Below are 26938 nucleotides of genomic sequence, written 5' to 3'. Positions count from 1 at the left end.
TCGCTGTCCTCGGTTAACATGCGCGCCAATTCTTTGCTTTCAAGGCTGTGTCGTGTCCGTCGGTTCCCCTCCTCCGCGTTCGTCACTGTTGCTGGCGCTGTTATTCAGCCCGGTGGTGCTGGCAGACGACCTGTTCATCGACAGCGAAGCGCTGCCGCAGGTGCTGACCGCCACGCGTTTGAAGCAGACGCCGGCGGAAGTGCCGGGAAGCATGACCGTACTCGACAGTGAATTGATCAGCGCCAGCGGCGCCCGCGACATCAGCGAACTGCTGCGGCTGGTGCCGGGAATGATGGTCGGCAACATCAGCGGCAATCAGGCGGCGGTCAATTACCACGGCACCAACGCCACCGAAGCGCGGCGCATGCAAGTGCTGATCGACGGCCGTTCGGTGTACCGCGCCGGTTTGGCCACGGTCGACTGGAGCGATATTCCGGTGGCCATGGAAGACATCGAGCGCATCGAAGTCTTTCGCGGCCCGAACACCGTCAGCTACGGCGCCAACGCGCTGATGGCGGTGGTCAACATCATCACCCGTCACCCGGCGGACAGCCACGGCACGCGACTGAAAATCACCCGTGGCCAGCGCGGCATCAATGATTTCTATGCCAGTCAGGGCACCGGTTGGAATGGCGGCGATCTTCGCCTGTCGTTGTCCGGTCAGGAAGATGACGGTTTCGACAACGATCGCCGTGGCGACGACTATCGCGACAGCCGCCGCTTGAACCGCTTCAGCCTCGCGGTCAGCCACACCCTCAGCGATAACCAGAGCCTCGACTGGCAGGTCAACGCCAAGGACGGCACCAACCAGCGGCCCTACACCTACCACCCGGTGTTCTCGGGGATTACCGCCGCCGGGAACAATTCCGACGTGGTGGCGAAGGATTACGCTGGTTCGGTGCGCTGGAATCTCGACATCAATCCCGAGCACAGCCTCTATGTACAAGCTTCGGCGCAACACTGGGATCGTCAGCAAACGTGGCGCGCCTGTGATGCCGAAGTGTCGTTCAGCCCTGAGTTGACGCAACTGTGGCAGCTCAACCCGAATTACACCGAACGCCTGGCGCGCAACATCACCCAGTTCACCGGCCCCGGTGCCGCGCCCGGTACGCCGCAGGAAATGGCCCTGGCCAACCAAGTGCTCGATCAATGGCGCAACGGCGCCAGTCGAACCCTGTGCGGTGACATCGACCAGAGCGCCCGCGAATCGCGCTACGACCTCGAATTGCAGGACACCCTCAGCCTGTCCGACAGCCTGCGTCTGGTCAGCGGCATGAACTATCGTTACGACCGCGCCGACTCCGAAACCTATTTCAACGGCACACTGGACGACACCACCTGGCGCGCGTTCGGCCAACTGGAATGGCGCGCGACAGAACACTGGTTGTTGCAGGGCGGCGCGATGTACGAGGACACGCAACTGATCGGCAGTTCGCTGACCCCGCGTTTCGCGATCAACTACCTGATCAATCCGCGCCACAGCCTGCGCGCGGTGTACTCGGAAGCGATCCGCTCGCCGGACATGTTCGAAAACAACGTCAACTGGAGCTATCAGGTGAGCAACCTGCGGCCCTCGGCCTACGGCCAGTCTTCGGCGCGCTATTTCGTCAAGACCCGTGGCCCGGGCGATCTCGATCAGGAACACATGCGCTCGCGCGAGTTGGGCTACAACGGCTATTTCGCCGAGCTCGGCCTTGCCGTCGACGTGAAACTGTTCTACGACGAAATCACCGGGATGATCAGCGAGCCGTTGCGCAACAATCAGTACATCGCCAGCAACGCCAACAGCTCACGTTTTCGCGGCACCGAAACCCAGCTCGACTGGCGCGTGAGCCGGGCCGACCGTTTGCGCTTCACGTATGCCTTCGTCGATGCCGAGGCGAGCAATCCACTGGATCAGCAATTCACTTCGCGCAACAGCGGTTCCGCCGGCTGGCTGCGCGACTGGGGCCACGGCTGGAACAGCGCCCTCTTCTATTACGGCGACAACGCCCTCAACGGCTACCGCTTCGAACGGATCGACACGCGCATCGCCAAACGCATCACGCTGGGCAAGGCGCAGTTGCAACTGGCCGGCGTGCTGCAACAGCGCCTCGACCATGAGCCGACCACTTTCGTTGACAACAACTACGACGAGCGCCGAGTCATGTACTTCAGCGCCGAGTTGGAGTTCTAGGATGGGATCGGGCACGTCACGGAAGACGCCAACCCTGGGCCACTGGCTGGCCGGGCTCTGCCTGTTTTTGACCGCGTGGCTGCACGGCGTCGGGGTGCAGGCCGCCGACATTCTGTTGACCGGCACCGAAGAAAGCCCCGGTGTGCAGGCGTTCGTCGAAGCGCTGAGCGAATTGCGCCCGACCGATAACGTGCGTTTTCAGCCACTGGCAAGCCTGCCGGCACCGGGCAAATTACCGTCCAGCCTGCGGCTTATCCTGCTTGACCTGCCGGCGCTGGATTGGCGCCTGCAAGATGCCCAAGGCCCGGCGACGCTGGTGCTGCGCATCAGCCGTCTGCAAGCGCGGCAACGTTTTGGCACAGCGCAACCGATGCATCTGAGTCTGTTGTGGAGCGATCCGCCGCTGGCTCGCCAGTTGCAATTGATCCGACGGATTCTGCCGCAGGCCAAGCGGGTCGGCGTGCTGTTCGATGAGCACAGCGAATTCCTCCTCAAAGAACTGAATCTGATTGCCGAGCCGCTGAATCTGCAGATCTTCAGCCAGCGCTGGGACAACACCAACGACAGTCGCCCCTTGCAAATCATCCTGAAAAACAGCGACGTGCTGCTCGGCCTCGACGACCCTGACCTTTACAACCCGAAAACCGCGAAGAACCTGCTGCTCAGCAGCTACGCGCGGCACGTTGCGCTAATCGGACCGAATGCTGCCTTCGTACGCGCCGGCAGCCTGGCCAGCAGTTACAGCGACCAGAGCGACTGGCTGGCGATTCTGGATGATTTGCTCGACCAGCCCACCACGCGCTGGCCACGAACCCTCTATCCCGAACGTTTTAAAGTCTCAAGTAATGCGCAGGTGGCGCGTTCCTTAGGGATCGAACCGTTGAATGAAGCGTCTGTCGCCAGAACGCTGGCTGAAGGAGAACGCCACTGATGAGTTTCCGTCGCCGTTGGGACATCAACACCCGCACTCAGTTGATCAGCCTGGGCCCGGCGCTGTTGCTGACCTTGTTGCTGATCAGCTTCTTCACCTTTGTGCGTATTCAGGATTTGCGGCAGGAGCTGACTCACACCGGCCAGCTGATCGCCAACCAACTGGCGCCCGCTACCGAATACGGGGTGATTTCCGGCAACAATGAAGTGCTGGAAAGTCTGCTCAGGGCCACGCTGGCCACGCCGAATGTGCGTTTCCTTGAGGTGCAGGACAGCGCCAACCGGATTCTGGTGTACGTCGAGCAACCGGCGGCGTCCCACAGCCAACCGCATCAGGTCGAGGTGTTTCAGGCGCCGGTGCGATTGCAACGCATCGCTCTGCACAATGATTTTTTCCAGGACACCAAAGCCAATAACGCGGCGGCCGGCGAGGATTATCTGGGGCGAGTGATCGTCGGTCTGTCCAACGATGCCTTTAATCAGCGTCAGCAGGAAATTCTGCTCAAGGCCGGAATTCTCGCGCTGTTTGCCCTGCTCTTCACCTTCGTATTGGCGCGGCGTCTGGCCGGCAGTCTGTCGCAGCCGATCCGCGACATCGGCAATGCGGTCAAGGCGATTCAGGAGGGCGAGTACAAAACTCCGCTGCCAATTGTCGATGACACCGAACTCGGCGCGCTGTCGCAGCACATCAATAATCTTGCGCAGGCACTGGAACAGGCCAGCCGCGAACAGCATCAGGCGATGGCGCAGTTGATCCAGACTCGCGAAGAAGCGGAAAAGGCCAACAACGCCAAATCCGACTTTCTGGCGATGATGAGCCATGAACTGCGCACGCCCATGAACGGTGTGCTCGGCATGCTGCAACTGCTGGAAACCACTGAGATGACCGAGGAGCAGGTCGAGTACGCCGCCCTCGCCTCCGAGTCCACCGAACACTTGCTGAAAGTCATCAACGATATTCTCGATTTCTCGCGGATCGAACGCTCAGAGCTGGAGCTGGAACATATTCCGTTCAACCTCGCCGAGTTGATCAGTGCCTGCGCGCAGTCGTTCCAACACAGCGCCGTGCAACGGGGTCTGGCGCTGAATCTGCGGGTTCCCGAGGACATGCGTGGTTTGCAGGTACAGGGCGATCCGACGCGGATCCGGCAGATTCTGGTCAACCTGGTCGGCAATGCGCTGAAGTTCACCGAACAGGGCCGGGTCAGCATCGAGGCGCAGTGGCAGTCGCTGGATCACGAACTGCTGTGGTTCACCTGCTCGGTGCGCGACAGCGGCATCGGTATTTCGTCGGAGAGTCTGGAGCTGATGTTCAACGCGTTCCAGCAGGCGGACAGTTCGATTTCACGGCGTTACGGCGGCACCGGCCTCGGTTTGCCGATCGCCCGAACGCTGGCCGAGCGCATGGGCGGCACATTGCGCGCACAAAGCGAGGAAGGCCGCGGCTCGGTGTTTACCCTGGAGATTCCGCTGGCGCTGTCGAAGCAGGCGTTGCCTCAACTAACCGCGCCACGCACGCTGAATGGCGACGGCCACGGTGAAGGGCGCAATGTGCTGCTGGTCGAGGACAACCCGGTCAATCAAACGGTGATTGAAGCGATGCTGCGCAGTCTGGGCTTTACTGTCAGCGTGGCCACCGACGGCGCGCAAGCGGTGCGCAGTGCCGAAGAAAATGATTTCGAAGTGATTCTGATGGATTGCCGCTTGCCGATTATCGACGGCTACGAGGCGACTCGGCAGATTCGCTGTCTGCCCGGGCGCACCGACGTGCCGATCATCGCGCTGACTGCCAACGCTTTGCAGGGCGACCGCGAAACCTGCCTGCAGGCGGGTATGAACGATTATCTGGCGAAGCCGTTCAAACGTAATGATCTGCAGCAGATTCTGCAGCGCTGGGTGTCGTAGAGTGGGCCTTTCGACCATCTGCGACTGGCGTGAAAAGCGAAAGTGCGGCAGTCTTAGGCACCCGAACGAGCCTCAAAAGGGGCTTGATTAAAAATTTCAGTGCACAAGTGTACATTCATGTCCTTGGTGCTGTGACTTTCACCACAACGCAATAGTCTATGAGTAGGCTGCCGGTTCGAGGCATGAACGCTTCGAACGGTCGGGAAGATTTGCCCCACCTGCCGCATGGGATTATTGAGGAGCTCGCATGACCAAACAAAACGCCTTTACTCGGGAAGATCTGCTGCGCTGCAGTCGCGGTGAGCTGTTCGGCCCAGGTAACGCGCAACTGCCCGCCCCGAACATGCTGATGGTGGATCGCATCACCCATATCAGTGAAGAGGGTGGCAAGTACGGCAAAGGTGAATTGGTCGCCGAACTGGATATCAACCCTGACCTGTGGTTCTTCGCGTGCCACTTCGAAGGTGATCCGGTGATGCCGGGCTGCCTGGGTCTGGATGCCATGTGGCAACTGGTCGGCTTCTTCCTGGGCTGGCAAGGCCTGCCGGGCCGTGGCCGTGCGCTGGGTTCGGGCGAAGTGAAGTTCTTCGGTCAGGTACTGCCGACCGCCAAGAAAGTCACTTACAACATTCAAATCAAGCGCGTCCTCAAGGGCAAGCTGAACCTGGCTATTGCCGACGGTTCGGTGTCTGTTGACGGTCGCGAAATCTACACCGCCGAAGGCCTTCGCGTCGGCGTGTTCACCTCCACTGACAACTTCTAAGGGTTATTCGCATGCGCCGCGTCGTTATCACTGGTCTGGGCATTGTTTCGTGCCTGGGCAATGACAAAGAGACCGTCTCCGCTAACCTGCGTGCAAGCCGCCCTGGCATCCGGTTCAACCCGGAATATGCCGAAATGGGTCTGCGTAGCCAGGTTTCCGGCTCCATCGACCTCAACCTTGAAGAGCTGATCGATCGCAAGATCTATCGCTTCGTCGGCCACGCAGCGGCTTACGCCTACCTGGCCATGAAAGACGCCATTGCTGACTCCGGCCTGACCGAAGAGCAAGTGTCCAACCCGCGTACCGGCCTCGTTGCTGGCTCCGGTGGTGCTTCCACGCTGAACCAGATGGAAGCGCTGGACATCCTGCGCGAGAAAGGCGTGAAGCGCGTTGGCCCATACCGTGTAACGCGGACCATGAGCAGCACCGTTTCCGCATGCCTGGCCACACCGTTCAAGATCAAAGGCCTGAACTACTCCATCGCGTCTGCCTGCGCCACCAGTGCTCACTGCATCGGTACCGCCATGGAACAGATTCAGATGGGCAAACAGGACATCGTCTTCGCCGGTGGCGGTGAAGAAGAGCACTGGAGCCAGTCGTTCCTGTTCGACGCCATGGGCGCTCTGTCCAGCAAGCGTAACGACACTCCGGAACTGGCTTCCCGTGCCTACGACAAAGACCGTGACGGTTTCGTCATCGCTGGCGGTGGCGGCATGGTCGTGGTTGAAGAGCTGGAACACGCTCTGGCCCGTGGCGCGAAAATCTACGCCGAAATCGTTGGCTACGGCGCGACGTCCGACGGCTACGACATGGTTGCCCCAAGTGGCGAAGGCGCGATCCGCTGCATGCAAATGGCGATGTCCACCGTTGATACCCCAATCGACTACCTGAACACCCACGGCACTTCGACTCCGGTCGGCGACGTCGCGGAAATGAAAGGTGTGCGTGAAGTGTTCGGCGACAAGGCACCTGCGATCAGCTCGACCAAGAGCCTGTCCGGTCACTCCCTGGGCGCTGCCGGCGTTCACGAAGCGATCTACTGCATGCTGATGATGGAAGGCAACTTCATTGCCGGCTCCGCCAACATCGACGAGCTGGATCCTGAAGTGGCCGATCTGCCGGTGCTGACCAAGACCCGCGAGAACGCCACCATCAACACCGTGATGAGCAACAGCTTCGGCTTCGGCGGCACCAACGCCACGCTGGTACTGAAGCGCTGGGAAGGCAAGTAATTCCGCGAGCTTGAGCCACACATAAAAACGCCCCGACTGGTTCGGGGCGTTTTTTTCGTCTGAAGAAATTATCCGGAAGATTACATTCCCCTGTGGGAGCGGGCTTGCTCGCGAATGCATTTTTCCAGTAACCATCTTCATTCCTGACCCACCGCCTTCGCGAGCAAGCCCGCTCCCACAGGGGAGTTTTAGTGCGTCTGGAAATGAAACTTCTGTCATGAAACTTTACCCCCTGCGACCGAATGTCGCGGTTTACGGGGGCTGCAGCACTGTTGCAAAAACCGCAACAACACATTGCACAAATCAGCCGTTTACTTAGCAAGCTAACAAAACATATAAAAGAGCCCTGCACACGCCTTGCTGCAGATAAACCAGAGATTGGAGCTAGCAGATGACTGTAAAAGTAACTGAACGCGACGATTCACACATGTCCCATGAAGGCGTAGCCGCGGGTATACGGATCTGGGATGTGCATCAACAAGACTTGCTGGTCGGCATGTTCCACAACGAGATCGATGCCCACAACTACAAGGCCGAACTGGAAGTGCAAGAACAGCAACGGGATCTACGATCCGCCTGACTCACCACTCTTCAGGGTTGCAGCCTGCCCCTTTCGGGATGGCAGGCTGCAACAACATCAGAACCTTCACACCACGCGAATCACACTCAAATAAAGGTTGTCGTCGATCTCCTCCGAAGCTATTTCATCGACGATCAGCCCCTCCTCGAGTCTGACCACCTCACATGCACCACCGCCCATGCCGTCATTCCTGATCGAGTACTGCACGGCAGTCGGGTGCTGCTTGTCGTAGTCCAAGGACATGCCGCAGGCAATCAGGAAGTCGATTTTCACTTCAGGGATTTCAACTTCCTTATCCCGCTCACCTTCCTTCAGCACGGCATAATCAAGGCACACGTTAATACCGAACGGGCAGCCCGGCACAAGACTATTGATAAACAGTCCCTGGTAACCGCCGAAGTAACTGTGCTCGGCGCTGACGTCGCTGTAATCCTTGATCTTGATGACAAACTCGTCAAACAGCCTGAAGAACCAGAAGCCATCTTGATTACCGACATTCCGACCAAAGTCGATACCGGAAACATGTCGCTTTGGCCACATCGACATCAACGGGATATCTGCTTCATATTCTTTATTAGTAATCGTCAGCAAGTAATTAATGACTTCGTAATAACTCGCATCACCCTCCCCCACTTTTACCAAGGTCGCACAACTGCCCGCCAACAGGACAATCTTGCCGTACCGTTCAACTGGCAGATCTTTCATTAACGACGAAATATACGCAGGTACTTTTTCCAGGTAAGCGGTGGTCAATTCATGCAGCTCGTCCTCGCTGTCGACCTCACGCCAAGGGATGTTCCAGAAGAATTCAGGCAAGGTGAAGAACAGGCACTCCGAGCCGTCATGGTCTGCTGCAGCGGCCTTGGCAGCGATCCTGATTTTGCGGCGCACAAACTCGACCCGGGCATCCAGTTCGCTGACCACGTAATCGGTAATTGATTGGCCAGGCGCCCGCAACTGAGAAAACTGCGGATTAAAAGTCGGTTGGCGCAACGAAGCAATGCTTAATAACATTAGCAACATCCTTATTTATTTAAATTAATTCCATTTATTCTCCCCCTACAAAAACACCTATATAAAAGTGCAGCGCGCTGTTTATGAGCCGCGCAAAATCTTCACACTTCAAACACGTTAATTTCTGCCAAAAGAAAACCCGCCGATCGTATCGATACGAATCGGCGGGTTCAATCTATAAACACTTTCAAAGTACTAGCAAAGATGTAAGTCGCTAGAACATTAAAACCATTACCACATCAGATCATCAGGGATCTGATACGCCGCATACGGATCATCTTCGGTGCTGACTTCTTCGGTCTGCACGTTGAGTTGGACGATGCGCTGCGGATCGCGCTCCTGGATCTTCAGGGCCGCCTCACGCGGAATCACTTCGTAGCCGCCGGCATGGTGGACGATCGCCAGCGAACCGCTGCTGAGCTTGTTGCGCATCAGCGTGTTGACCGAGATCCGCTTGACCTTCTTGTCGTCGACGAAGTTGTAGTAGTCCTCGGTGGTCAGCTTCGGCAGACGCGAGACTTCAATCAGTTGCTTGACCTGAGCAGCACGCGCCTTGGCTTCAACTTTCTCCTGCTGTTGGCGGTTCAGCTCCTGGTCGCGCTTGACCTTCTCGGCCTTGGCTTCCTGAGCGGCGCGCTGTTGCGAGTCATCCAGTTCGATCTGGCCTTTATGCGCCAGACGCTGCTGCTTCTGCTTGTCTTTGCCGACCTGCTTGGCCTGCTTTTGGTTGACCAGGCCTGCTTTGAGCAACTGGTCGCGAAGGGAAATACTCATTAATGCTTACTCACTTGGGCAGTTGCTCAGCCGCAGCTGGGCGCATTCTTTTCCTGACGTTTGGCTTCGCCCCACAGGGCGTCCAACTCTTCGAGGGTGCAATCTTCTATGGGACGGTGGGTGTCGCGCAATGCCTGTTCGATAAAACGGAAGCGTCTTTCGAATTTGCTGTTGGCGCCACGCAGCGAAGTTTCCGGATCGACCTTCAGATGCCGGGCCAGATTGACCACGGAAAACAGCAAGTCGCCGATCTCGTCCGCCATGGCGACAGGATCGTTTTGTGACATGGCTTCAAGAACTTCATCGAGCTCTTCGCGCACCTTGTCGAATACCGGCAAAGCCTCCGGCCAGTCGAAACCGACCTGCCCGGCACGCTTCTGCAGCTTGGCTGAACGCGACAAGGCTGGCAGCGTGGCCGGCACGTCGTCGAGCAGCGACAGTTGCTCGGGCGCAGCGGACTTCTCGGCACGTTCTTCGGCCTTGATCTCTTCCCAGCGCTGCTTGACCTGTTCTTCGCTCAAGCGCGGAACGTCCAGCGGCGCGTACAGATCGCCCGTTGGGAACACATGCGGATGACGACGGATCAGTTTGCGAGTGATGCTGTCGATCACCCCGGCAAATTCGAAGCGCCCTTCTTCCTTGGCCAACTGGCTGTAATAGACGACCTGGAACAGCAGATCGCCGAGCTCGCCCTGCAGATGATCGAAGTCGCCACGCTCAATGGCGTCGGCCACTTCGTAAGCTTCTTCGAGGGTGTGCGGAACGATGGTCGCGTAGGTTTGCTTGATGTCCCACGGGCAACCGAACTGCGGATCGCGCAGACGGTTCATCAGATGGAGCAGGTCTTCAAGGCTGTACATCATTTATCTCTCACCACAAAACCTTGTGGGAGCGAGCCTGCTCGCGAAAGCGGTGTGTCTGCAACAATGATGTCGACTGACACACCCTCTTCGCGAGCAGGCTCGCTCCCACAGTTGATCGGCGTCGATCTTCACGGGGTACGGTTACGCCGCGTTTCGATGATGTTCGGCAACTGGGAAATCCGTCCCAACAACCGCCCCAGCGCATCCAGACCCGGGATCTCGATGGTCAGGGACATCAACGCGGTGTTGTCCTCTTTGTTCGAGCGGGTGTTGACCGCCAGCACGTTGATGCGCTCATTGAGCAGAACCTGCGAAACGTCACGCAGCAGCCCGGAACGGTCGTAAGCACGGATGATGATGTCCACCGGATAGGTGAGCACCGGCACCGGGCCCCAGCTGACCTGAATGATCCGCTCTGGCTCGCGCCCCGACAGTTGCAGCACCGAGGCGCAGTCCTGACGGTGAATGCTCACACCACGGCCCTGTGTGATGTAGCCTACAATCGCGTCGCCCGGCAGCGGCTGGCAGCAGCCGGCCATCTGCGTCATCAAGTTACCGACGCCCTGAATCTGAATGTCGCCGCGCTTGCCCGGTTTGTAACCGGTGGCTTTGCGCGGTATCAGTTCCAGCTGCTCGTTGCCACGCTCCGGCTCGACCAGTTGTTGCGCGAGGTTGACCAGTTGCGCCAGACGCAAGTCGCCGGCACCAAGGGCGGCGAACATGTCTTCGGCGGTTTTCATGTTGGCCTTGTCGGCCAGCTTGTCGAAGTCCACCGCTGGCAGACCGAGGCGCGCCAGTTCGCGTTCGATCAGGGTTTTACCGGCGGCGACGTTCTGATCACGCGCCTGCAATTTGAACCAGTGAACGATCTTCGCCCGCGCCCGCGAGGTGGTGACGTAACCGAGGTTCGAGTTCAGCCAGTCGCGGCTCGGCGTGCCGTGCTTGCTGGTGATGATCTCGACCTGCTCACCGGTCTGCAGGCTGTAGTTGAGCGGGACGATGCGCCCGTTGATCTTCGCGCCACGGCAGTTGTGACCGATCTCGGTGTGCACGCGGTAAGCGAAGTCCAGCGGCGTCGCGCCTTTCGGCAAGTCGATGGCGTGACCGTCGGGGGTGAAGATGTAGACCCGATCCGGTTCGATATCGACGCGCAACTGTTCGGCCAGACCACCGATATCGCCCAGTTCTTCGTGCCACTCGAGCACCTGACGCAGCCAGGAGATTTTCTCTTCGTAGTGATTCGAACCGGATTTGACGTCGGTGCCTTTGTAGCGCCAGTGCGCGCAGACGCCGAGTTCGGCTTCTTCGTGCATCGAGTGCGTCCGGATCTGCACCTCAAGCACTTTACCCTCAGGGCCGATCACCGCCGTGTGCAGTGAGCGGTAGCCGTTCTCTTTCGGGTTGGCGATGTAGTCGTCGAATTCTTTCGGGATGTGCCGCCACAAGGTGTGGACGATGCCGAGCGCGGTGTAGCAGTCGCGCATTTCCGGCACCAGCACACGCACCGCACGCACGTCGTAGATCTGGCTGAATTCCAGACCCTTGCGCTGCATTTTGCGCCAGATCGAATAGATGTGTTTGGCCCGGCCGCTGATGTCGGCGTCGACGCCGGTGGCCTGCAATTCGTCCTTGAGCTGGGTCATTACGTCGGCGATGAAACGCTCGCGATCAAGCCGTCGCTCGTGGAGCAACTTGGCGATCTGCTTGTATTGATCCGGCTCGAGGTAACGGAAGGACAAGTCCTCCAGTTCCCATTTGATATGACCGATGCCGAGGCGATGCGCGAGCGGCGCATAGATGTCGAACACTTCGCGGGCGACGCGGTTACGCTTTTCATCGTCGGCGGTTTTCACCGCACGAATCGCGCAGGTACGTTCGGCGAGTTTGATCAGCGCGACGCGCACGTCGTCGACCATCGCCACGAGCATCTTGCGCAGGTTTTCCACCTGCCCTTGCGTGCCCATCACCATCGACTGACGCGGACTGAGGCTGGCGCTGATCGCAGCCATGCGCTGCACGCCGTCGATCAGTTTCGCCACCACCGGGCCGAAGCGCTGGCTGATGGCCGCGAGTTCGATCTGGCCTTCGCGCACGCCGCGATACAGCACCGCAGCGACCAGCGAATCCTGATCGAGTTTGAGGTCGGCGAGAATCTCGGCGATCTCAAGTCCCGTGCTGAAACTGCCGGAGCCTTCGGCCCACAGATTCTTCTTGGCATTGGACTGTTGTTCGGCCTCGCGAGCGAACTCGCAGGCTTCTTTCAAGGCTTCGCGATCCAGTGCCAGATCGACACTGACCGCGTGATCGAGCCAAGCCTCGAGATTGATACTGCCGTCAGTGTTGATCGGCTGGTGTGCTCTCACCTGTACCATCTTGCTTTACCTTCCCTACGACGCAGATTCAATGCGTCAAATCGCTGACCTCTACTGCCCGTTTGCGCTCGCGGGGCTGATGCGAGCGCTGCGCGGACAGGTCAGGCGGATTCAGACGAGCCATCCTGGCTCGCTTCAAATAACGCCATGGCCTCGACATGTGCCGTCTGAGGAAACATATCGAGAATCCCGGCACGTTTTAACCGGTAGCCCTGCTTGATCAATTCGACCGTGTCGCGCGCCAGCGTTGCCGGGTTGCACGACACATACACCAACCGCTTCGCGCCCAGGGTCGCAAGCTTGCGTACCACCTCGAAAGCACCGTCACGCGGTGGATCCAAGAGTACCGCAGAAAAACCGTTTCCGATCCACTGAGCATGGCTCAAAGGCTGGGATAAATCGGCTTGAAAAAACTTTGTGTTATGCAAATTGTTACTAGCAGCGTTGGCTGCGGCGCGATCGACCATGGTCTGCACGCCTTCGACCGCCACCACTTCACGCACGGACTTGGCCAGTGGCAAGGCAAAGTTGCCGAGGCCGCAGAACAGATCCAGCACACGCTCATCGCTGCCCGGCTTCAACCAGTCCAGCGCCTGCGCGACCATCGCTTCGTTGACGCCAGCGTTGACCTGAATAAAGTCGCCCGGCCGGTAAGCCAGGTTCAAATCCCACTGCTCCAGGCGATAGCCCAGCGACTGCGTGGCATCGACCGGTTGTGGCTCGCCTTCGCCATGCAGCCACAATTGCGCTTCATGGAATTGGCAGAAATCCTTGAGGATGCTCAGATCCGCTTCGGACAACGGCGCCATGTGCCGCAGCAATACCGCCAGCGACGATCCGCTGAATAACTCGACGTGACCCAACGCTTGCGGCTTGCTCAAGCGACGGAGCATCTCCGGCAAACGGGTCATGATCGGTTGCAAGGGCTGTACCAGCACCGGGCATTCGCTGATCGCGACGATGTCCTGACTGCCAGCCGCGCGGAAACCCACTTCGAGTTTCTTCGCTTTCATGTCCCAGCGCACCGCGATCCGGGCACGACGGCGATAGCCGAATTCCGGGCCGGTCAGCGGCGCTGCCCACTCTTCAGGTTCGACACCGGCAACGCGCGACAACTGCTCGGCGAGCATGCGCTGTTTCAGGGCAAGTTGTTCGCTGTGGGGCAAATGCTGAACGCTGCAACCGCCACAACGACCGGCATGCTGACACGGCGCCGGGCGACGCAGTTCGCTGGCGGTGAACACGCGCTCGGTACGCGCCTCGACCACTTTGCCGTGGGCGCCGAGCACCCGCGCTTCGACCTCTTCACCGGCAAGGGCGCCGAGGACGAACCAGGTTTTGCCTTCGAAAAACGCGATACCGCGACCGTCATTGGCCAGGCGCTCAATGCTCAAGCGCTGCTTCTTGCCGGTCGGAATTTGCGCAGCCTTGCTTCCGCCAGTGGGCTGAAAGCGCAGGCCTCTCTCGTGCTTGGCCATCAGTTGGGCGCGTCGAAAATGCCGGTCGACAGGTAACGGTCGCCACGGTCGCAGATGATCGCGACGATCACCGCGTTTTCAACTTCTTTGGACAGGCGCAGCATCGCTGCCACCGCACCGCCCGAGGACACGCCGCAGAAGATGCCTTCTTCACGGGCCAGACGCCGGGTGACGTCTTCGGCTTCGCTTTGCGCCATGTCGACGATGCGATCAACACGGTCAGCCTGATAAATCTTCGGCAGGTATTCCTGCGGCCAGCGGCGAATGCCGGGAATGGCCGAGCCTTCCATCGGCTGCAAACCGACGATCTGCACGTTGTCGCTCTGCTCTTTCAAGTAGCGCGACACGCCCATGATGGTGCCGGTGGTGCCCATCGAACTGACGAAATGCGTGATGGTGCCCTGGGTCTGACGCCAGATTTCCGGGCCGGTGGTGGTGTAGTGCGCTTCAGGATTGTCGCCATTGGCGAACTGATCGAGCACCTTGCCACGGCCTTCGGCTTCCATACGCTGCGCGAGGTCGCGCGCGCCTTCCATGCCTTCTTCCTGACTAACCAGAATCAGCTCGGCACCGTAAGCGGTCATCGCCGCTTTGCGCTCGGCGCTGGAATTGTCCGGCATGATCAGGATCATCTTGTAACCCTTGATCGCGGCGGCCATGGCCAGCGCAATGCCGGTATTACCCGAAGTCGCTTCAATCAGCGTATCGCCGGCGTGGATCTGCCCACGCAACTCGGCGCGAGTGATCATCGACAACGCCGGACGATCCTTGACCGAACCCGCCGGGTTATTCCCTTCGAGCTTGAGCAATAGGGTGTTGCTGGTGGCACCGGGCAGGCGCTGCAAACGCACCAGCGGAGTGTTGCCGACGCAATCGGCGATGGTTGGGTACTGCAAGGTCATGGCGTATTCGCAATCCAGACGAGCGGGGGCGCCTATCATACCGGCAAACCCGCGCAGGCCATATCACGCAAAGTGCGGTGCTTATGGTTTATGGGAATAAGCAGCATTTGTCTCACCACTGGTGAGACTTTTAAGGTGAATACTGGATCGAAGGGCCTCATCGCGAGCAGGCTCACTCCTACAGGGGATCGATGCTGTTCAGACGATCTGCGGTGAACGCAAATCCAATGTAGGAGTGAGCCTGCTCGCGATGGCGTCAGTCGGCGCAACACAATCATCCGCCATCAAGCGCAGATTCAGCCGCAACCCCGCCCCGCTATTCTCCGCCCAAATAAACCCGCCCTGACGCTGCACCGCATTGCGCGCAATGCTCAGCCCCAAACCAAACCCACCGTCGCCAGGCCGCGAGCCATCGAGTCGGGTGAATGGCAAAAAGATTCGCTGCAGATCAGCGTCAGCGACGCCACCGCCCTGATCCTCCAGCCACAAATGCCAGTAATCGCCATCACGCCGCCCATCGAGCCGGACGATCCCGCCTTCCGGCGAATGACGAATGGCGTTGCGCAGAATGTTTTCCAGCGCCTGCGCCAAGGTATTCAGATTGCCGCGCACCCAGCACGATGCCTCGACCGAACACTGCAATTGCAGGCTCGGCCAGCCGCTTTCGTAACAGGCGTTGTCGGTAAGCATTTCCCACAGCGCCTGAATCTGGATCGCCTCGTCCGGCAGTGGCGTGCGGTCGGTGTCGAGCCAGGCCAGTTGCAAGGTATCTTCGACCAGCCGTTGCATGCCGTCGACTTCACGCCCGATGCGCTCGCGCAATTGCGGCAGACCTTGCTCACTTTCGCTGGCCACGCGCAGGCGGCTCAGCGGCGTGCGCAATTCGTGGGACAGGTCGCGGAGCAATTGCTGTTGCAGGGCGACGGTCGATTGCAGGCGCTCGGACATCGAATCAAACGCTCTCGCCAGTTCACCGAGTTCATCCGGGCGCTGGGTAATCCCGCTCGACAACCGCACATTCAATTGATCGGCACGCCAGGCGTTGGCCTGTTCGCGCAAATTATTCAGCGGCACAACCAGCAAGCGATACAACCCGACACACAACAGCAAAGTGAACAGTCCCGGAATCACACCGTTGGTGATCACCCGCCAGAACACCCGATATTTGCCCGGCAGAAAACGCTCGGGCAATTCGATCACCAGACTGCCGGCCGCCGGGTCTTTGGGAAATGGAATGCGCAGCCACGGCCGCCCCTGTTTGTGAATCGGCCAGTCGAGGCCGCGCAAAAAGGTCAGGTGCTGGGTTTCCTGATCGTTCAGCGGGTCGTTGCTCAGCGACTGCAAATTGCCGCCGATCACGCCGACCCAACTGGCCTCGCGCAATTCCATGCTCTGTAACCAGTCATCAATACCGCTGCGACCGCCGCGCTGCCAGGCACGTTCGGCCTCACCGGCATAACGCGTTAAGGTGCCGCGCGCCTCATCGGAGAGAAACTGATTGCGCTCCTCCATATAGCGGCCCCACGACCAGCTCAGCCAGATCATCAGCAGACAGAAGGCGACCAGCAAGCAGGCAAGTTTCCAGAACAGCGAATGGCGGCCCGGCAGTTCAGACAGTTTCATCGGCACCGCTCAGTACATAACCCTTGCCCCACACCGTGCGCACTTCCCGCTCGGTGTAACCGATGGCTTTGAGTTTGCGGCGGATCTGGCTGATGTGCATATCGAGGCTGCGATCGTGGGCCGCGTAGCCGCGTTGCAAAACGTGCTGATAAAGGAAGGCTTTGCTCAGCACTTCTTCATCATTGCGGTTGAGGGTTTCCAGCAGACGGAATTCGCTGCGGGTCAGCCCGGCAGGTTGATCGCGGAAAAACACGTCGCACTGTTGATCGTCAAAATGCAGCGCGCTGATCGTCGCGGCAGGCGCACTCGCCGCCGGACGCCGATCCAGCGCGACCCGGCGCAGGATCGCTTCGATGCGCACATGCAGCTCGGCCATGCTGAACGGCTTGGGCAGATAATCATCGGCGCCCAAACGAAAACCGCTGATGCGATCGGCCTCGGCACCCAGGGCAGACATCAGCAGCACCGGCGTCGAATGGCTCTGGCGCAATTGCGTCAGCACGTTCAAACCGTCCATTCCCGGCAGCAGAATATCCATCAGCACCACGTCGAACGGCTGGCGCTTGGCAATGTTCAAGCCCTCCTGACCGTTCTGGCACCAGGTCACCTGAAAGCCGCTGCGGCCCAGATGTTCGTGAACATAGGCGCCGAGCACCGGATCGTCCTCGATGGAAAGTATGCGTGGCTGGCCAACGGAAACAGGAGTCATGAGTATCTGCAAGTCATTCTCAGTTGAGGGCGATTATTCAAGATTGCCGGGCATCGGGCAACTGATGGTTAGCCCTTCGGACAAACGAGCACCCACACGCTGACCGATGGCGACACCATTTTTCCGGAGATTGCCCGCGAGCAAATCGCTACACTGCGCCAATGTCGCGTGCCGGATGCACGCATGAGTCAACAGATCAGCGGGATGCAGGAGATAGGCGTGCTCAAGAAACTGGGAATCAAAGGTCGCGTGTTGTTGCTGACCTTGTTGCCGACCAGCCTGATGGCGCTGGTGCTGGGTGGCTATTTCACCTGGATGCAGCAGTCCGACTTGCAGAGCCAATTGATGCAGCGCGGCGAAATGATCGCCGAACAACTGGCCCCGCTGGTCGCGCCCGCCATGGGCCACGGCAACAATGAGTTGCTGGAGCGCATCGCCACGCAATCCCTTGAACAACCCGACGTGCGCGCGGTGACCTTCCTTGCGCCGGATCGCTCGCCGCTGGCCCACGCCGGCCCGACCATGCTCAATCAGGCACCGAGCGGCGACAGCGCACAATTGCAACGACGCAGCGGCAATGACGCGACGCGTTACCTGATGCCGGTGTTCGGCAAGCACCGCAACCTCGCCGGCGAACTGATCCCGGCAGAGTCCGATCGCCTGCTCGGCTGGGTCGAACTGGAGCTGTCGCACAACGGCATGCTGCTGCGCGGTTATCGCAGCCTGTTTGCCAGCCTTCTATTAATAGTCGCCGGTCTGGCCGGTGCCGCGCTGCTCGCGTTGCGCATGGGCCGCACCATCAACCGTCCGCTAGGCCAGATCAAACAGGCCGTCGCGCAACTCAAGGACGGTCATCTGGAAACCCGCCTGCCGCCGCTCGGCAGTCAGGAACTGGACGAACTCGCTTCCGGCATCAATCGCATGGCCGGCACCCTGCAGAATGCCCGCGAAGAGTTGCAGCACAGCGTCGATCAGGCCACCGAAGACGTGCGCCAGAATCTGGAAACCATCGAGATCCAGAACATCGAACTGGATCTGGCGCGCAAAGAAGCGCTGGAGGCGAGCCGGATCAAATCCGAATTCCTCGCCAACATGAGTCATGAGATCCGCACGCCACTCAACGGCATTCTCGGCTTCACGCATCTGTTGCAGAAAAGCGAACTGACCCCGCGTCAGCTCGATTATCTGGGCACCATCGAAAAATCCGCCGACAGCCTGCTGGGGATCATCAATGAGATCCTCGACTTCTCGAAAATCGAGGCCGGTAAACTGGTGCTCGACCATATTCCATTCAACCTGCGCGACCTGTTGCAGGACACCCTGACCATCCTCGCCCCAGCCGCGCACGCCAAGCAATTGGAGCTGGTCAGTCTGGTGTATCGCGACACGCCGCTGTCGCTGGTCGGTGATCCACTGCGCCTCAAGCAGATCCTCACCAATCTGGTCAGCAACGCGATCAAGTTCACCCGCGAAGGCACCATCGTCGCCCGCGCCATGCTCGAAGAAGAGCACGAAGACAGCGTGCAACTGCGCATCAGCATTCAGGACACCGGCATCGGCCTGTCGAATCAGGACGTGCGCGCACTGTTTCAAGCGTTCAGTCAGGCCGACAATTCGCTGTCGCGCCAGCCCGGCGGCACCGGGTTGGGGCTGGTGATTTCCAAACGTTTGATCGAGCAGATGGGCGGCGAAATCGGCGTCGACAGCACGCCGGGCGAAGGTTCGGAATTCTGGATCAGCCTGAGCCTGCCGAAAACCCGTGATGATGCCGAAGACCTGCCCGCCGCGCCGCTGCTCGGGCGTCGCGTGGCGGTGCTGGAAAATCATGAACTGGCGCGCCAGGCCTTGCAGCATCAACTGGAAGATTGCGGCCTCGAAGTCACACCGTTCAATACCCTCGAAACCTTGACCAATGGCGTCACCGGCGCACATCAGACCGATCAGGCGATTGATCTGGCGGTCATCGGCATCACCAGCAATGACATGCTGCCGGAGCGTTTGAACCAGCACATCTGGGATCTCGAACACCTCGGCTGCAAAGTACTGGTGCTGTGCCCGACCACCGAACAGACACTGTTCCATCTGTCGGTGCCCAACCCGCACAGCCAGTTGCAGGCGAAACCGGCGTGCACGCGCAAGTTGCGCCGGGCACTGTCCGATCTGGTCAATCCGCGCCAGATGCGCAGCGAACCGGGCGAACCGTTGTCGAGTCGCGCGCCGCGTGTGCTGTGCGTCGATGACAACCCGGCAAACCTGTTGCTGGTGCAGACCTTGCTCGAAGACATGGGCGCCAAAGTGCTCGCGGTCGAGAGCGGGTACGCCGCTGTCAAAGCCGTGCAAACGGAATCCTTCGATCTGGTGCTGATGGACGTGCAGATGCCCGGCATGGACGGGCGCCAGAGCACCGAAACCATTCGCCAGTGGGAAAGCGAGCGGCATTGCACGCCGCTGCCAATCGTCGCCCTCACGGCCCACGCGATGGCCAACGAAAAACGCGCGCTGCTGCAAAGCGGCATGGACGATTACCTGACCAAACCGATCAGCGAGCGGCAACTGGCGCAGGTGGTGTTGAAGTGGACCGGTCTGGCCTTGCGCAATCAGGCGCCGGATCGACTCAGCGACAGCGCTGCCCTCAACCATGAATTGCCGGTGCTCGATCACGACGAAGGTTTGCGTCTGGCCGCCGGCAAAGCCGATCTGGCGGCGGACATGCTGGCAATGCTGCTGGCCTCGCTTGAAGCCGACCGTGAAGCGATTCGCACGGCCCGCGACAGCCACGATCAAAACGCTTTGCTCGAGCGCGTGCATCGCCTGCATGGCGCCACCCGTTACTGCGGCGTGCCGCAATTGCGCGCGGCCTGTCAGCGCAGCGAAACCTTGCTCAAGCAGGATGACCCCAAGGCCTCGGCAGCGCTGGATGAACTGGAACGTTCGATCAATCGCCTGGCCACGCAAGCGAAGATCAGCGCCTGACCCAGCGCAACACCGCTTACCGCTGTTGCCGCTAAAGTGCTCGCGGGTGTTTCAACCCGCGTCGATGCTCCAGGAGGATTTCATGCGCACGATCGTTTTCAGCAGCCAGACCTACGACCGCGACAGCTTCCTCGCCGCCGACTGCCCGGCGGATCTCGAACTGCATTTTCAACCGGCCCGGCTCAGCCTCGACACAGCGGCCCTCGCCGACCAACACGAAGTGGTTTGCGCCTTTATCAACGACGATCTCAGTGCTCCGGTGCTGGAACGTCTCGCCGCTAGCGGCACGCGGCTGATTGCCTTGCGTTCGGCGGGTTACAACCATGTCGATCTGCCTGCCGCCAAGCGTTTAGGACTGGCGGTCGTGCGTGTTCCCGCCTATTCGCCGCATGCTGTCGCTGAACATGCGGTGGCGCTGATTCTCGCCCTCAACCGTCGTCTGCACCGCGCCTACAACCGCACCCGCGAAGGCGACTTCACCCTGCACGGTCTGACTGGTTTCGATCTGGTTGGCAAAACGGTGGGCATCGTCGGCACCGGGCAGATCGGCGCGACCTTCGCGAAAATCATGCACGGTTTCGGCTGCGAGTTGCTCGCTTACGACCCGTATCCAAACCCGGACGTTGTCGCTTTGGGCGCGCGTTATTTGAGCCTGCCGGAGTTGCTCGCGCAGTCGCGAATCATCAGCCTGCACTGCCCGCTCAATGAGCAGAGCAAACACCTGATCAACCGCGAGTCACTGGCGCACATGCAAGCCGGCGCGATGCTGATCAACACCGGGCGCGGCGGACTGGTCGACACGCCAGCGCTGATCGACGCACTGAAGGATGGGCAACTCGGTTATCTGGGGCTGGATGTTTACGAAGAAGAGGCGCAGCTGTTTTTCGAGGATCGCTCGGACTTGCCGTTGCAGGACGATGTGCTGGCGCGGTTGCTGACCTTTCCTAACGTGATCATCACCGCGCATCAGGCGTTTCTCACGCGCGAGGCACTGGGCGCGATCGCGGCAACCACGCTGCACAACATCGCGACCTGGGCGGCGGGTGCGCCGCAGAACCAGGTCGAGGGCTGACCGTTATTTCGGCGACAGCGACGACGCCAGAATCAGCAGGGCCAGCCAGCCGAAGCCGAACAGCCGTTGTTTCGCCGAGTGCCCGTTGCGCAGCAGGAACCAGACAAACACCATCGGCAGCAGGAAGATCATGATCTTCAGCCAGCCTTCGACCGGGCGGCTGCCATCGGAATTGATCTGCGGTGGAACCGGTTGCGCCGCTTGCTGACGACGGCGACGCCCTGCTGCGGCGGGCATCACTTTCGGTAGCGGTTCAACGGCGGGCGGGACAACGGCCTCCGGCACAGCCTTGTTGCGCGGCAGGCTGCCGAAAGAAATCGTCGAGGCCTTCGTGGGGGCAGCGGCGGCCTGCGCTTGCACATGCGCCGCTTGCTCGGCCATCGGAGCCCCGCAATGAATGCACACCAAGGCTTCGGAACTGATGTTCCGCTTGCATTCATAACATTCGATCAGCGCCATGTTCCGTTCCTTCAGAGTCGAGGGCGGCAGTTTGCCATGGGTGCGGGTCGATTTGAACCGGATCGAAGGTCGCACGCGCGCATCATCCTGCAATCGAGCCCGTGCTAGCATGTCGCGCATATTTGGAGGACCCATGGTCGAACACGATTTCCGCTACACGCTGATGAACCCGCAACACACCCTCACCGAATGCCGCGCCCTCGTTCCGGGCCGCTATCAGGTCACCGGCAACGGTGGTTCGATCCGCATCGGTGACGCGCTGTTGGTCACCCTCAAAGGCAGCAAGGATTTGTCCATGCGCCTGACCGTCGAAACCGTCCGCCACCTGATCAATCCGCCGGGCCAATGGACTGCGATGACCACCGGCCCGGTGTTCGGCGAACTGGCGATCCACACCTGGCAAGTCAACTGCGACAGCTGCGCCAAAGAGCTGAGCTTTGAATTCGCCGTGGACGCCAAGCTGGGCAAAACCGCAGAGAAACCGGCCGCCACCGCGCGGATTGCCGAGCTGGGCTGGAAAGCCGTTGGCGACAAGCACCTGTGCCCGAAATGCCAGGAGCCTGCGTGATGAAACGCTTTGCCCTGACCGCGTTGGTCGGTGTTGGTCTGGTGGGTTGTGCGGCTGAGCCTGTGCAACTGCAACAAAACCGCAGCTACATTCTGGAATGGATCGGTGAACGGCCATTGATGGATTACAGCCATCTGACCGTGACCCTCGGCGAGGATGGTCGCGCTTACGGCAACGGCGGCTGCAACCATTGGTTCGCGCCGTACACGCTGGAAGGCGACAAGCTGAGCTTCGGCAAAGTCGGCAAGACCCGCAAACTATGTGCGCCGGCGTTGATGGAGCAGGAGCAACGTTTCCTCGAGGCGCTGGAGCATGTCGAGCGCTGGGACATCTCGCCGATCGAGCAGATGCGCTTCTGGCCGGCTGAAGGCAAGCCTTTGCGTTGGTGGCTGGAAGAGGGTTGATTGTTCAGCCGCAAAAAAGATCGCAGCCTTCGGCAACTCCTACATGAGTCCACGTACCCCCTGTAGGAGCTGCCGAAGGCTGCGATCTTTTGATCGTTCCCACGCTCCGGCATGGGAACGTGCCTGAATGGCAACAACCTATTTGGTAGCCTGCAGAGCCTCCAGCTTCGCCATCACCCCCGCCGCCGTCTGCTCGCCCATCAGTTGTTCACGCACCTTGCCCTTGTTGTCGATGATGTACGTCACCGGCAGCGCTTCACTGCGCGGCACGTCAAACAACTCCGCCGGATCCTGCGCCAGCACGGTGAACTTGATACCGAGTTTTTCACTGGCCTCTTTCAGCTCCGCGCCCTGCACGTTATCGAAGTTAACCCCGAACACGCCGACGTTCTTGCCCTTGAGCTCGTCAGCCAGATGATTGAGTTCCGGAATCTCCGTTCGGCACGGCCCGCACCATTCGGCCCAGTAGTTAAGCACTACCCATTGTTTGTCCAGACGCTCGGACGCGACTTTCTGCCCGTTCTGGTCGATGCCGTAGTCGTTGCCGCAGCCCCCCAGCATCAACGCCCCGATAATCGTCAATGCCGCTGCCAATCGCCGTGTCATGTCATGTTCCTTGTGAAAATTTAAACGCGCCTGCGACCCATCGCCTCTGACGGTTCTGGATTGCGCGCTGCACAGTTAGAATAGCCGCCACTTTACGCCAGAAGCGACCCGCCATGACCGATCTGACGCTTTATCACAATCCGCGCTGCTCGAAATCCCGCGGCGCGCTGGAACTTATTGAAGCCCGCGGCCTGAGCCCAAACGTCGTGCGTTACCTCGAAACCCCGCTGAACGCGGCGCAAATCAAGGCCCTGCTCGGCAAGCTCGGGATCAGCGCACGCCAGTTGCTGCGTACCGGGGAAGATGAATACAAAATGCTTCAACTGGCGGATGAAAGCCTCAGCGAAGCGCAATTGATCGACGCCATCGCCCAGCATCCGAAACTGATGGAGCGACCGATTATTGAAGTCGGCGACAAAGCCGTGATCGGTCGTCCGCCGGAAAATGCGCTGGAGTTGCTGCCGTGAGCGCGCCGTACATTCTGGTGTTGTATTACAGCCGCAATGGCTCGACCAACGAGATGGCGCGGCAGATTGCTCGCGGTGTCGAGCAGGCTGGCCTCGAAGCGCGTCTGCGTACCGTGCCGGCGATCTCCACCGAGTGCGAAGCCGTTGCGCCAAGCATTCCGGACGAAGGCGCGCTCTACGCCACGCTGGATGATTTGAAAAACTGCGCCGGCCTGGCCCTCGGTAGTCCGACGCGTTTCGGCAACATGGCCGCGCCACTGAAATACTTCCTCGACGGCACCAGCAACCTGTGGCTGACCGGTGCTCTGGTAGGCAAACCGGCCGGCGTGTTCACCTCCACCGCCAGTTTGCACGGCGGTCAGGAAACCACGCTGCTGTCGATGATGCTGCCACTGCTGCACCACGGCATGCTCATCACCGGTCTGCCGTACAGCGAATCGGCACTGCTGGAAACTCAGGGCGGCGGCACGCCTTACGGCGCCAGCCATCACGCTGGGGCGGACGGCAAAAAAGGTCTGGATCAGCACGAAGTCGCGCTGTGCCGTGCGCTCGGCCATCGTCTGGCCAAGACTGCGCAAAAACTGGAGGGCTGACGGTGGCGAAGAAGCCGAAAGTCCTGCCCTCGGTCGAGTGGCTTGAGCCGCGCGTGAAAGCGATGCGGGTGGTCAGTCTGCTGAGCTTTTTTGCCTTGGCCGGGTTGCTCGCTGCGTACTATCTGATCTTCGCCGATCTGCACGGCGCGCGGCCGTGGGTGATTCTGCTGGTCGAGCTGATCCCTTGGCTGGTTCTCGCCCCGGCGATGATCATGGGCAGCGCCCGTGGTCATTCGTGGATGTGTTTTGTGGTGAACCTGTATTTCATCAAAGGCGCACTGGCGGCGTATGACCCGAACCGGCAGTTGTTTGGTGTGCTGGAGATGGTCGCGAGCCTGGCGGTGTTCTGCTCGGCGCTGTTGTATGTGCGGTGGCGGTATCAGTTGAATCGCAAGTTGGCTGGAGAAGGCGAGATCAGCGTCGCCTGAGCTGACGCCTTCGCGAGCAAGCCCGCTCCCACAGGGAAACGCATTCCAAAATGTGGGAGCGGGCTTGCTCGCGAATGGGGCAACGCAGTCTTAATGGTTGACGGTATAAGCAAGCATCATCGAAATCTGGCTCATCGGCCGTCCGCCACTCTCTTCATGCCACTGATTGAAGACATTCTGCACAATCGCCAGATCACGCTGGCTGGTCGGCACTTTGTCGACGATCTTCTGCGCATTCAGCGCCGCGACCACGTCGTAGCTCGGCACAAAAGTATCCTTGCCAACCATGCGCAAAAACCGTGGCGCTGACAGCCCGCCGAGCTGATGGCCGTGCTTTTTCAGGTACGTCCACAGGCCGACGATATCGGTCACCGGCCAGTCGGCGATCAGTGCGCCGAAACTGCCCTTGTCCTTTTCCACATCGAGAATGAACTGCGCATTGCGCGGCACGCTTTTCAGTTTGCCGAGGTGGCGGATGATCCGCGCATCCTGCATCAGGCGTTCGAGGTGTTCGGCGCTCATCAGCACGACTTTTTCCGGGTCGAACTTGAAGAACACTTCTTCGAAGGCCGGCCACTTGGCGTCGACCAGACTGTGCTTGAGGCCGGCACGGAACACGCGCAGGGCCATGGTCGAGAGGTAGCGGTCGTCGCTGATCTTGCGCAGTTGTGCGGGAGTCTTGGGAACGGGCAGATGGGCTTCCAGTTCAGCCGCCGAACCGAAGCGGTTCAGACAGTATTCGTGCAGCCACTTGTAATCGCGCATGCCCTCTCCTGGTGAATTGAATAAAGAAACTAATGCGGGGCCCTGTGGTGAGGGGATTTATCCCCGATGGGGAGCGGAGCTCCCCAGAAAAGCTGGGGCTGCTGCGCAGCCCATCGGGGATAAATCCCCTCGCCACAAAAAGCGCGGCCACATAAAAATGGGGTTTACAGATTGACGACGTTCACGAAGCGCGAAGCCGCAGTTTCGTCGATCTTCAGGCTGGTGAAGTCGAACAGGTTGCGGTCGGCCAGTTGCGACGGGATGACATTCTGCAGACTGCGGAAGATGCTTTCCGTTCGACCGGGTGTCTTGCGTTCCCAGTCCAGAAGCATTTCCTTGACCACCTGACGCTGCAGGTTTTCCTGCGAACCGCAGAGGTTGCACGGGATGATCGGGAATTCCTTCAAGTCCGAATAGGCCTGAATGTCTTTTTCGTTGCAGTACGCCAGCGGACGGATCACCACGTTGCGGCCGTCGTCGGCGCGCAGCTTCGGCGGCATGGCTTTCAACGAACCGTTGAAGAACATGTTGAGGAAGAACGTCTCGACGATGTCGTCGCGGTGATGACCGAGGGCCATTTTCGTCGCGCCGATTTCGTCAGCAAAGGTGTACAGCGTGCCGCGACGCAGACGTGAACACAGCGAGCAGGTGGTCTTGCCTTCCGGAATCAGCTCCTTGACCACCGAGTAGGTGTCTTTCTCGACGATGTGGTACTCGACGCCCAGTTCTTTCAGATAGGCCGGCAGCACATGCTCGGGGAAGCCCGGCTGCTTTTGATCCATGTTCACCGCGACGATCTCGAACTTGATCGGTGCAACCTTCTGCAGGTGCAGCAGCACGTCGAGCATGGTGTAACTGTCCTTGCCCCCGGACAGGCAGACCATGACCTTGTCGCCGTCTTCAATCATGTTGAAGTCAGCAACCGCTTCGCCGGCCAGGCGGCGCAGGCGCTTTTGCAGTTTGTTCTGGTTGACCGTAAGAGTGCCCATGACGCGAAATCCGTGAGGTGTGACGAAAGGCCGGCATTTTACGCAAAAACCCTGGATGCGCGAAGCATCTGTGGCGAGGGGATTTATCCCCGTTGGGTTGCGAAGCAGCCCCAAAACCTGAGAACTCGTATTGCCTGACACTGCGCGGTGAATGGCTTGGCGACTGCTGCGCAGCCGAACGGGGATAAATCCCCTCGCCACAAAAGTGTTTCAAGCATCAAAAATGCCTTACCGGCAAGACCCCAAGGCGATTAAGCCCCGAGTTTACAGCGCGATTTGCTCTAAGCCCCTAA

25 protein-coding genes are annotated in these 26938 nt (G+C 59.7%); 13 read left to right on the top strand and 12 right to left on the bottom strand.

What is annotated here, in order from left to right:
- Nucleotides 1-52: 52 nt before the first annotated feature.
- The 6 genes from ACZZ0D_RS04180 to ACZZ0D_RS04155 all read left to right on the top strand — a co-directional run bounded on the left by ACZZ0D_RS04180 (nucleotide 53) and on the right by ACZZ0D_RS04155 (nucleotide 7586).
- Nucleotides 53-2176, top strand: coding sequence for a TonB-dependent receptor plug domain-containing protein (locus ACZZ0D_RS04180; protein WP_463552515.1), 2124 nt, complete (start codon nucleotides 53-55; stop codon nucleotides 2174-2176).
- Nucleotide 2177: 1 nt separating this feature from the next.
- On the top strand, nucleotides 2178-3107 hold the full coding sequence (locus ACZZ0D_RS04175; protein ID WP_463552514.1) for an ABC transporter substrate-binding protein: 930 nt from the start codon (nucleotides 2178-2180) through the stop codon (nucleotides 3105-3107).
- The gene (locus ACZZ0D_RS04170; protein WP_053122748.1) at nucleotides 3107-5011 is read left to right on the top strand and encodes a response regulator; all 1905 of its coding nucleotides are present in this window, start codon (nucleotides 3107-3109) and stop codon (nucleotides 5009-5011) included. Before ACZZ0D_RS04175 ends, ACZZ0D_RS04170 begins: the two co-directional genes overlap by 1 nt.
- Nucleotides 5012-5258: 247 nt before the next feature.
- Nucleotides 5259-5774 carry a 3-hydroxyacyl-[acyl-carrier-protein] dehydratase FabA gene (fabA, locus tag ACZZ0D_RS04165; RefSeq protein ID WP_003172830.1) on the top strand — a complete coding sequence of 172 codons (516 nt, stop codon included), beginning with the start codon at nucleotides 5259-5261 and terminating at the stop codon, nucleotides 5772-5774.
- An 11-nt stretch (nucleotides 5775-5785) separates the two neighbouring features.
- On the top strand, nucleotides 5786-7006 hold the full coding sequence (gene fabB / locus ACZZ0D_RS04160; protein WP_053122750.1) for a beta-ketoacyl-ACP synthase I: 1221 nt from the start codon (nucleotides 5786-5788) through the stop codon (nucleotides 7004-7006).
- 391 nt (nucleotides 7007-7397) lie between these two features.
- The gene (locus ACZZ0D_RS04155; protein ID WP_008079144.1) at nucleotides 7398-7586 is read left to right on the top strand and encodes a hypothetical protein; all 189 of its coding nucleotides are present in this window, start codon (nucleotides 7398-7400) and stop codon (nucleotides 7584-7586) included.
- 66 nt (nucleotides 7587-7652) lie between these two features.
- On the opposite strand, the gene ACZZ0D_RS04150 is transcribed toward ACZZ0D_RS04155, so the two are convergent.
- From ACZZ0D_RS04150 to ACZZ0D_RS04115, 8 genes are all read right to left on the bottom strand, one after another.
- Nucleotides 7653-8600, bottom strand: a complete 948-nt coding sequence (locus tag ACZZ0D_RS04150) for a hypothetical protein (RefSeq protein ID WP_463552513.1) — start codon at nucleotides 8598-8600, stop codon at nucleotides 7653-7655.
- A gap of 231 nt (nucleotides 8601-8831) precedes the next feature.
- Nucleotides 8832-9374: a DUF2058 domain-containing protein gene (locus tag ACZZ0D_RS04145; protein ID WP_053122756.1), complete on the bottom strand. Its 543-nt coding sequence runs from the start codon at nucleotides 9372-9374 to the stop codon at nucleotides 8832-8834.
- 26 nt (nucleotides 9375-9400) lie between these two features.
- A complete protein-coding gene (gene mazG, locus ACZZ0D_RS04140; protein ID WP_212543815.1) occupies nucleotides 9401-10234 on the bottom strand; it encodes a nucleoside triphosphate pyrophosphohydrolase in 834 nt (277 codons plus the stop codon).
- Between the two features lie 131 nt (nucleotides 10235-10365).
- Complete coding sequence (gene relA, locus ACZZ0D_RS04135) at nucleotides 10366-12609, bottom strand: GTP diphosphokinase (protein ID WP_053122760.1); 2244 nt, start codon at nucleotides 12607-12609, stop codon at nucleotides 10366-10368.
- 101 nt (nucleotides 12610-12710) lie between these two features.
- The gene (gene rlmD, locus ACZZ0D_RS04130) at nucleotides 12711-14087 is read right to left on the bottom strand and encodes a 23S rRNA (uracil(1939)-C(5))-methyltransferase RlmD (RefSeq protein ID WP_282356195.1); all 1377 of its coding nucleotides are present in this window, start codon (nucleotides 14085-14087) and stop codon (nucleotides 12711-12713) included.
- Nucleotides 14087-14989, bottom strand: a complete 903-nt coding sequence (cysM, locus tag ACZZ0D_RS04125) for a cysteine synthase CysM (RefSeq protein WP_053122764.1) — start codon at nucleotides 14987-14989, stop codon at nucleotides 14087-14089. The genes rlmD and cysM overlap by 1 nt, the downstream gene beginning before the upstream one ends.
- Nucleotides 14990-15187: 198 nt before the next feature.
- Nucleotides 15188-16612, bottom strand: coding sequence for a histidine kinase sensor domain-containing protein (locus tag ACZZ0D_RS04120; RefSeq protein ID WP_463552512.1), 1425 nt, complete (start codon nucleotides 16610-16612; stop codon nucleotides 15188-15190).
- Complete coding sequence (locus ACZZ0D_RS04115; RefSeq protein ID WP_282356200.1) at nucleotides 16599-17321, bottom strand: response regulator transcription factor; 723 nt, start codon at nucleotides 17319-17321, stop codon at nucleotides 16599-16601. The genes ACZZ0D_RS04120 and ACZZ0D_RS04115 overlap by 14 nt, the downstream gene beginning before the upstream one ends.
- A gap of 219 nt (nucleotides 17322-17540) precedes the next feature.
- On the opposite strand from ACZZ0D_RS04115, the gene ACZZ0D_RS04110 reads away from it, so the two are divergent.
- Nucleotides 17541-20294, top strand: a complete 2754-nt coding sequence (locus ACZZ0D_RS04110) for a response regulator (RefSeq protein WP_463554761.1) — start codon at nucleotides 17541-17543, stop codon at nucleotides 20292-20294.
- Between the two features lie 82 nt (nucleotides 20295-20376).
- A complete protein-coding gene (locus ACZZ0D_RS04105) occupies nucleotides 20377-21366 on the top strand; it encodes a 2-hydroxyacid dehydrogenase (protein WP_463552511.1) in 990 nt (329 codons plus the stop codon).
- Between the two features lie 3 nt (nucleotides 21367-21369).
- On the opposite strand, the gene ACZZ0D_RS04100 is transcribed toward ACZZ0D_RS04105, so the two are convergent.
- Nucleotides 21370-21825, bottom strand: coding sequence for a hypothetical protein (locus ACZZ0D_RS04100; protein WP_463552510.1), 456 nt, complete (start codon nucleotides 21823-21825; stop codon nucleotides 21370-21372).
- Between the two features lie 133 nt (nucleotides 21826-21958).
- Here ACZZ0D_RS04100 and ACZZ0D_RS04095 point away from each other — a divergent pair, with 133 nt between their 5' ends.
- Both ACZZ0D_RS04095 and ACZZ0D_RS04090 read left to right on the top strand, forming a co-directional pair.
- On the top strand, nucleotides 21959-22393 hold the full coding sequence (locus tag ACZZ0D_RS04095) for a hypothetical protein (RefSeq protein WP_038367468.1): 435 nt from the start codon (nucleotides 21959-21961) through the stop codon (nucleotides 22391-22393).
- Nucleotides 22393-22797, top strand: a complete 405-nt coding sequence (locus ACZZ0D_RS04090) for an META domain-containing protein (RefSeq protein WP_463552509.1) — start codon at nucleotides 22393-22395, stop codon at nucleotides 22795-22797. Before ACZZ0D_RS04095 ends, ACZZ0D_RS04090 begins: the two co-directional genes overlap by 1 nt.
- Before the next feature lie 138 nt (nucleotides 22798-22935).
- Here the strand turns inward: ACZZ0D_RS04090 and ACZZ0D_RS04085 are convergent, their stop codons facing one another.
- Nucleotides 22936-23403: a TlpA disulfide reductase family protein gene (locus ACZZ0D_RS04085; RefSeq protein WP_159814989.1), complete on the bottom strand. Its 468-nt coding sequence runs from the start codon at nucleotides 23401-23403 to the stop codon at nucleotides 22936-22938.
- Between the two features lie 113 nt (nucleotides 23404-23516).
- Between ACZZ0D_RS04085 and arsC the strand changes: the two genes are divergently transcribed.
- From arsC to ACZZ0D_RS04070, 3 genes are read left to right on the top strand one after another with little or no spacing between them, the layout of a single operon-like run.
- Nucleotides 23517-23870, top strand: a complete 354-nt coding sequence (arsC, locus tag ACZZ0D_RS04080) for an arsenate reductase (glutaredoxin) (protein ID WP_463552508.1) — start codon at nucleotides 23517-23519, stop codon at nucleotides 23868-23870.
- Nucleotides 23867-24463 carry an NAD(P)H:quinone oxidoreductase gene (gene wrbA, locus ACZZ0D_RS04075; protein ID WP_053122780.1) on the top strand — a complete coding sequence of 199 codons (597 nt, stop codon included), beginning with the start codon at nucleotides 23867-23869 and terminating at the stop codon, nucleotides 24461-24463. The genes arsC and wrbA overlap by 4 nt, the downstream gene beginning before the upstream one ends.
- 2 nt (nucleotides 24464-24465) lie before the next feature.
- Nucleotides 24466-24891: a DUF2069 domain-containing protein gene (locus ACZZ0D_RS04070; protein ID WP_212543821.1), complete on the top strand. Its 426-nt coding sequence runs from the start codon at nucleotides 24466-24468 to the stop codon at nucleotides 24889-24891.
- A 90-nt stretch (nucleotides 24892-24981) separates the two neighbouring features.
- Here ACZZ0D_RS04070 and ACZZ0D_RS04065 read toward each other — a convergent pair whose 3' ends face one another.
- Nucleotides 24982-25656: a DNA-3-methyladenine glycosylase I gene (locus tag ACZZ0D_RS04065; protein ID WP_159814991.1), complete on the bottom strand. Its 675-nt coding sequence runs from the start codon at nucleotides 25654-25656 to the stop codon at nucleotides 24982-24984.
- Nucleotides 25657-25820: 164 nt separating this feature from the next.
- Entirely contained in the window at nucleotides 25821-26645 is an 825-nt protein-coding gene (gene ttcA / locus ACZZ0D_RS04060) for a tRNA 2-thiocytidine(32) synthetase TtcA (protein WP_038367448.1), read from the bottom strand.
- Nucleotides 26646-26938 lie beyond the last annotated feature (293 nt).

The sequence above is a fragment of the Pseudomonas sp. AC193 genome (genome assembly GCF_979258075.1).
Note: the sequence above shows the minus strand (reverse complement) of the source record. Positions and strands in the feature narration are given on the sequence as shown.

What these genes read in the sequence shown, in the direction of transcription:
- ACZZ0D_RS04175 (WP_463552514.1), top strand. Translation starts at nt 2,178, where the DNA reads ATGGGATCGGGCACGTCACGGAAGACGCCAACCCTGGGCCACTGGCTG.
- ACZZ0D_RS04170 (WP_053122748.1), top strand. Translation starts at nt 3,107, where the DNA reads ATGAGTTTCCGTCGCCGTTGGGACATCAACACCCGCACTCAGTTGATC.
- fabA (WP_003172830.1), top strand. Translation starts at nt 5,259, where the DNA reads ATGACCAAACAAAACGCCTTTACTCGGGAAGATCTGCTGCGCTGCAGT.
- fabB (WP_053122750.1), top strand. Translation starts at nt 5,786, where the DNA reads ATGCGCCGCGTCGTTATCACTGGTCTGGGCATTGTTTCGTGCCTGGGC.
- ACZZ0D_RS04155 (WP_008079144.1), top strand. Translation starts at nt 7,398, where the DNA reads ATGACTGTAAAAGTAACTGAACGCGACGATTCACACATGTCCCATGAA.
- ACZZ0D_RS04150 (WP_463552513.1), bottom strand. Translation starts at nt 8,600, where the DNA reads ATGTTATTAAGCATTGCTTCGTTGCGCCAACCGACTTTTAATCCGCAG.
- ACZZ0D_RS04145 (WP_053122756.1), bottom strand. Translation starts at nt 9,374, where the DNA reads ATGAGTATTTCCCTTCGCGACCAGTTGCTCAAAGCAGGCCTGGTCAAC.
- mazG (WP_212543815.1), bottom strand. Translation starts at nt 10,234, where the DNA reads ATGTACAGCCTTGAAGACCTGCTCCATCTGATGAACCGTCTGCGCGAT.
- relA (WP_053122760.1), bottom strand. Translation starts at nt 12,609, where the DNA reads ATGGTACAGGTGAGAGCACACCAGCCGATCAACACTGACGGCAGTATC.
- rlmD (WP_282356195.1), bottom strand. Translation starts at nt 14,087, where the DNA reads ATGGCCAAGCACGAGAGAGGCCTGCGCTTTCAGCCCACTGGCGGAAGC.
- cysM (WP_053122764.1), bottom strand. Translation starts at nt 14,989, where the DNA reads ATGACCTTGCAGTACCCAACCATCGCCGATTGCGTCGGCAACACTCCG.
- ACZZ0D_RS04120 (WP_463552512.1), bottom strand. Translation starts at nt 16,612, where the DNA reads ATGAAACTGTCTGAACTGCCGGGCCGCCATTCGCTGTTCTGGAAACTT.
- ACZZ0D_RS04115 (WP_282356200.1), bottom strand. Translation starts at nt 17,321, where the DNA reads ATGACTCCTGTTTCCGTTGGCCAGCCACGCATACTTTCCATCGAGGAC.
- ACZZ0D_RS04105 (WP_463552511.1), top strand. Translation starts at nt 20,377, where the DNA reads ATGCGCACGATCGTTTTCAGCAGCCAGACCTACGACCGCGACAGCTTC.
- ACZZ0D_RS04100 (WP_463552510.1), bottom strand. Translation starts at nt 21,825, where the DNA reads ATGGCGCTGATCGAATGTTATGAATGCAAGCGGAACATCAGTTCCGAA.
- ACZZ0D_RS04095 (WP_038367468.1), top strand. Translation starts at nt 21,959, where the DNA reads ATGGTCGAACACGATTTCCGCTACACGCTGATGAACCCGCAACACACC.
- ACZZ0D_RS04090 (WP_463552509.1), top strand. Translation starts at nt 22,393, where the DNA reads ATGAAACGCTTTGCCCTGACCGCGTTGGTCGGTGTTGGTCTGGTGGGT.
- ACZZ0D_RS04085 (WP_159814989.1), bottom strand. Translation starts at nt 23,403, where the DNA reads ATGACACGGCGATTGGCAGCGGCATTGACGATTATCGGGGCGTTGATG.
- arsC (WP_463552508.1), top strand. Translation starts at nt 23,517, where the DNA reads ATGACCGATCTGACGCTTTATCACAATCCGCGCTGCTCGAAATCCCGC.
- ACZZ0D_RS04065 (WP_159814991.1), bottom strand. Translation starts at nt 25,656, where the DNA reads ATGCGCGATTACAAGTGGCTGCACGAATACTGTCTGAACCGCTTCGGT.
- ttcA (WP_038367448.1), bottom strand. Translation starts at nt 26,645, where the DNA reads ATGGGCACTCTTACGGTCAACCAGAACAAACTGCAAAAGCGCCTGCGC.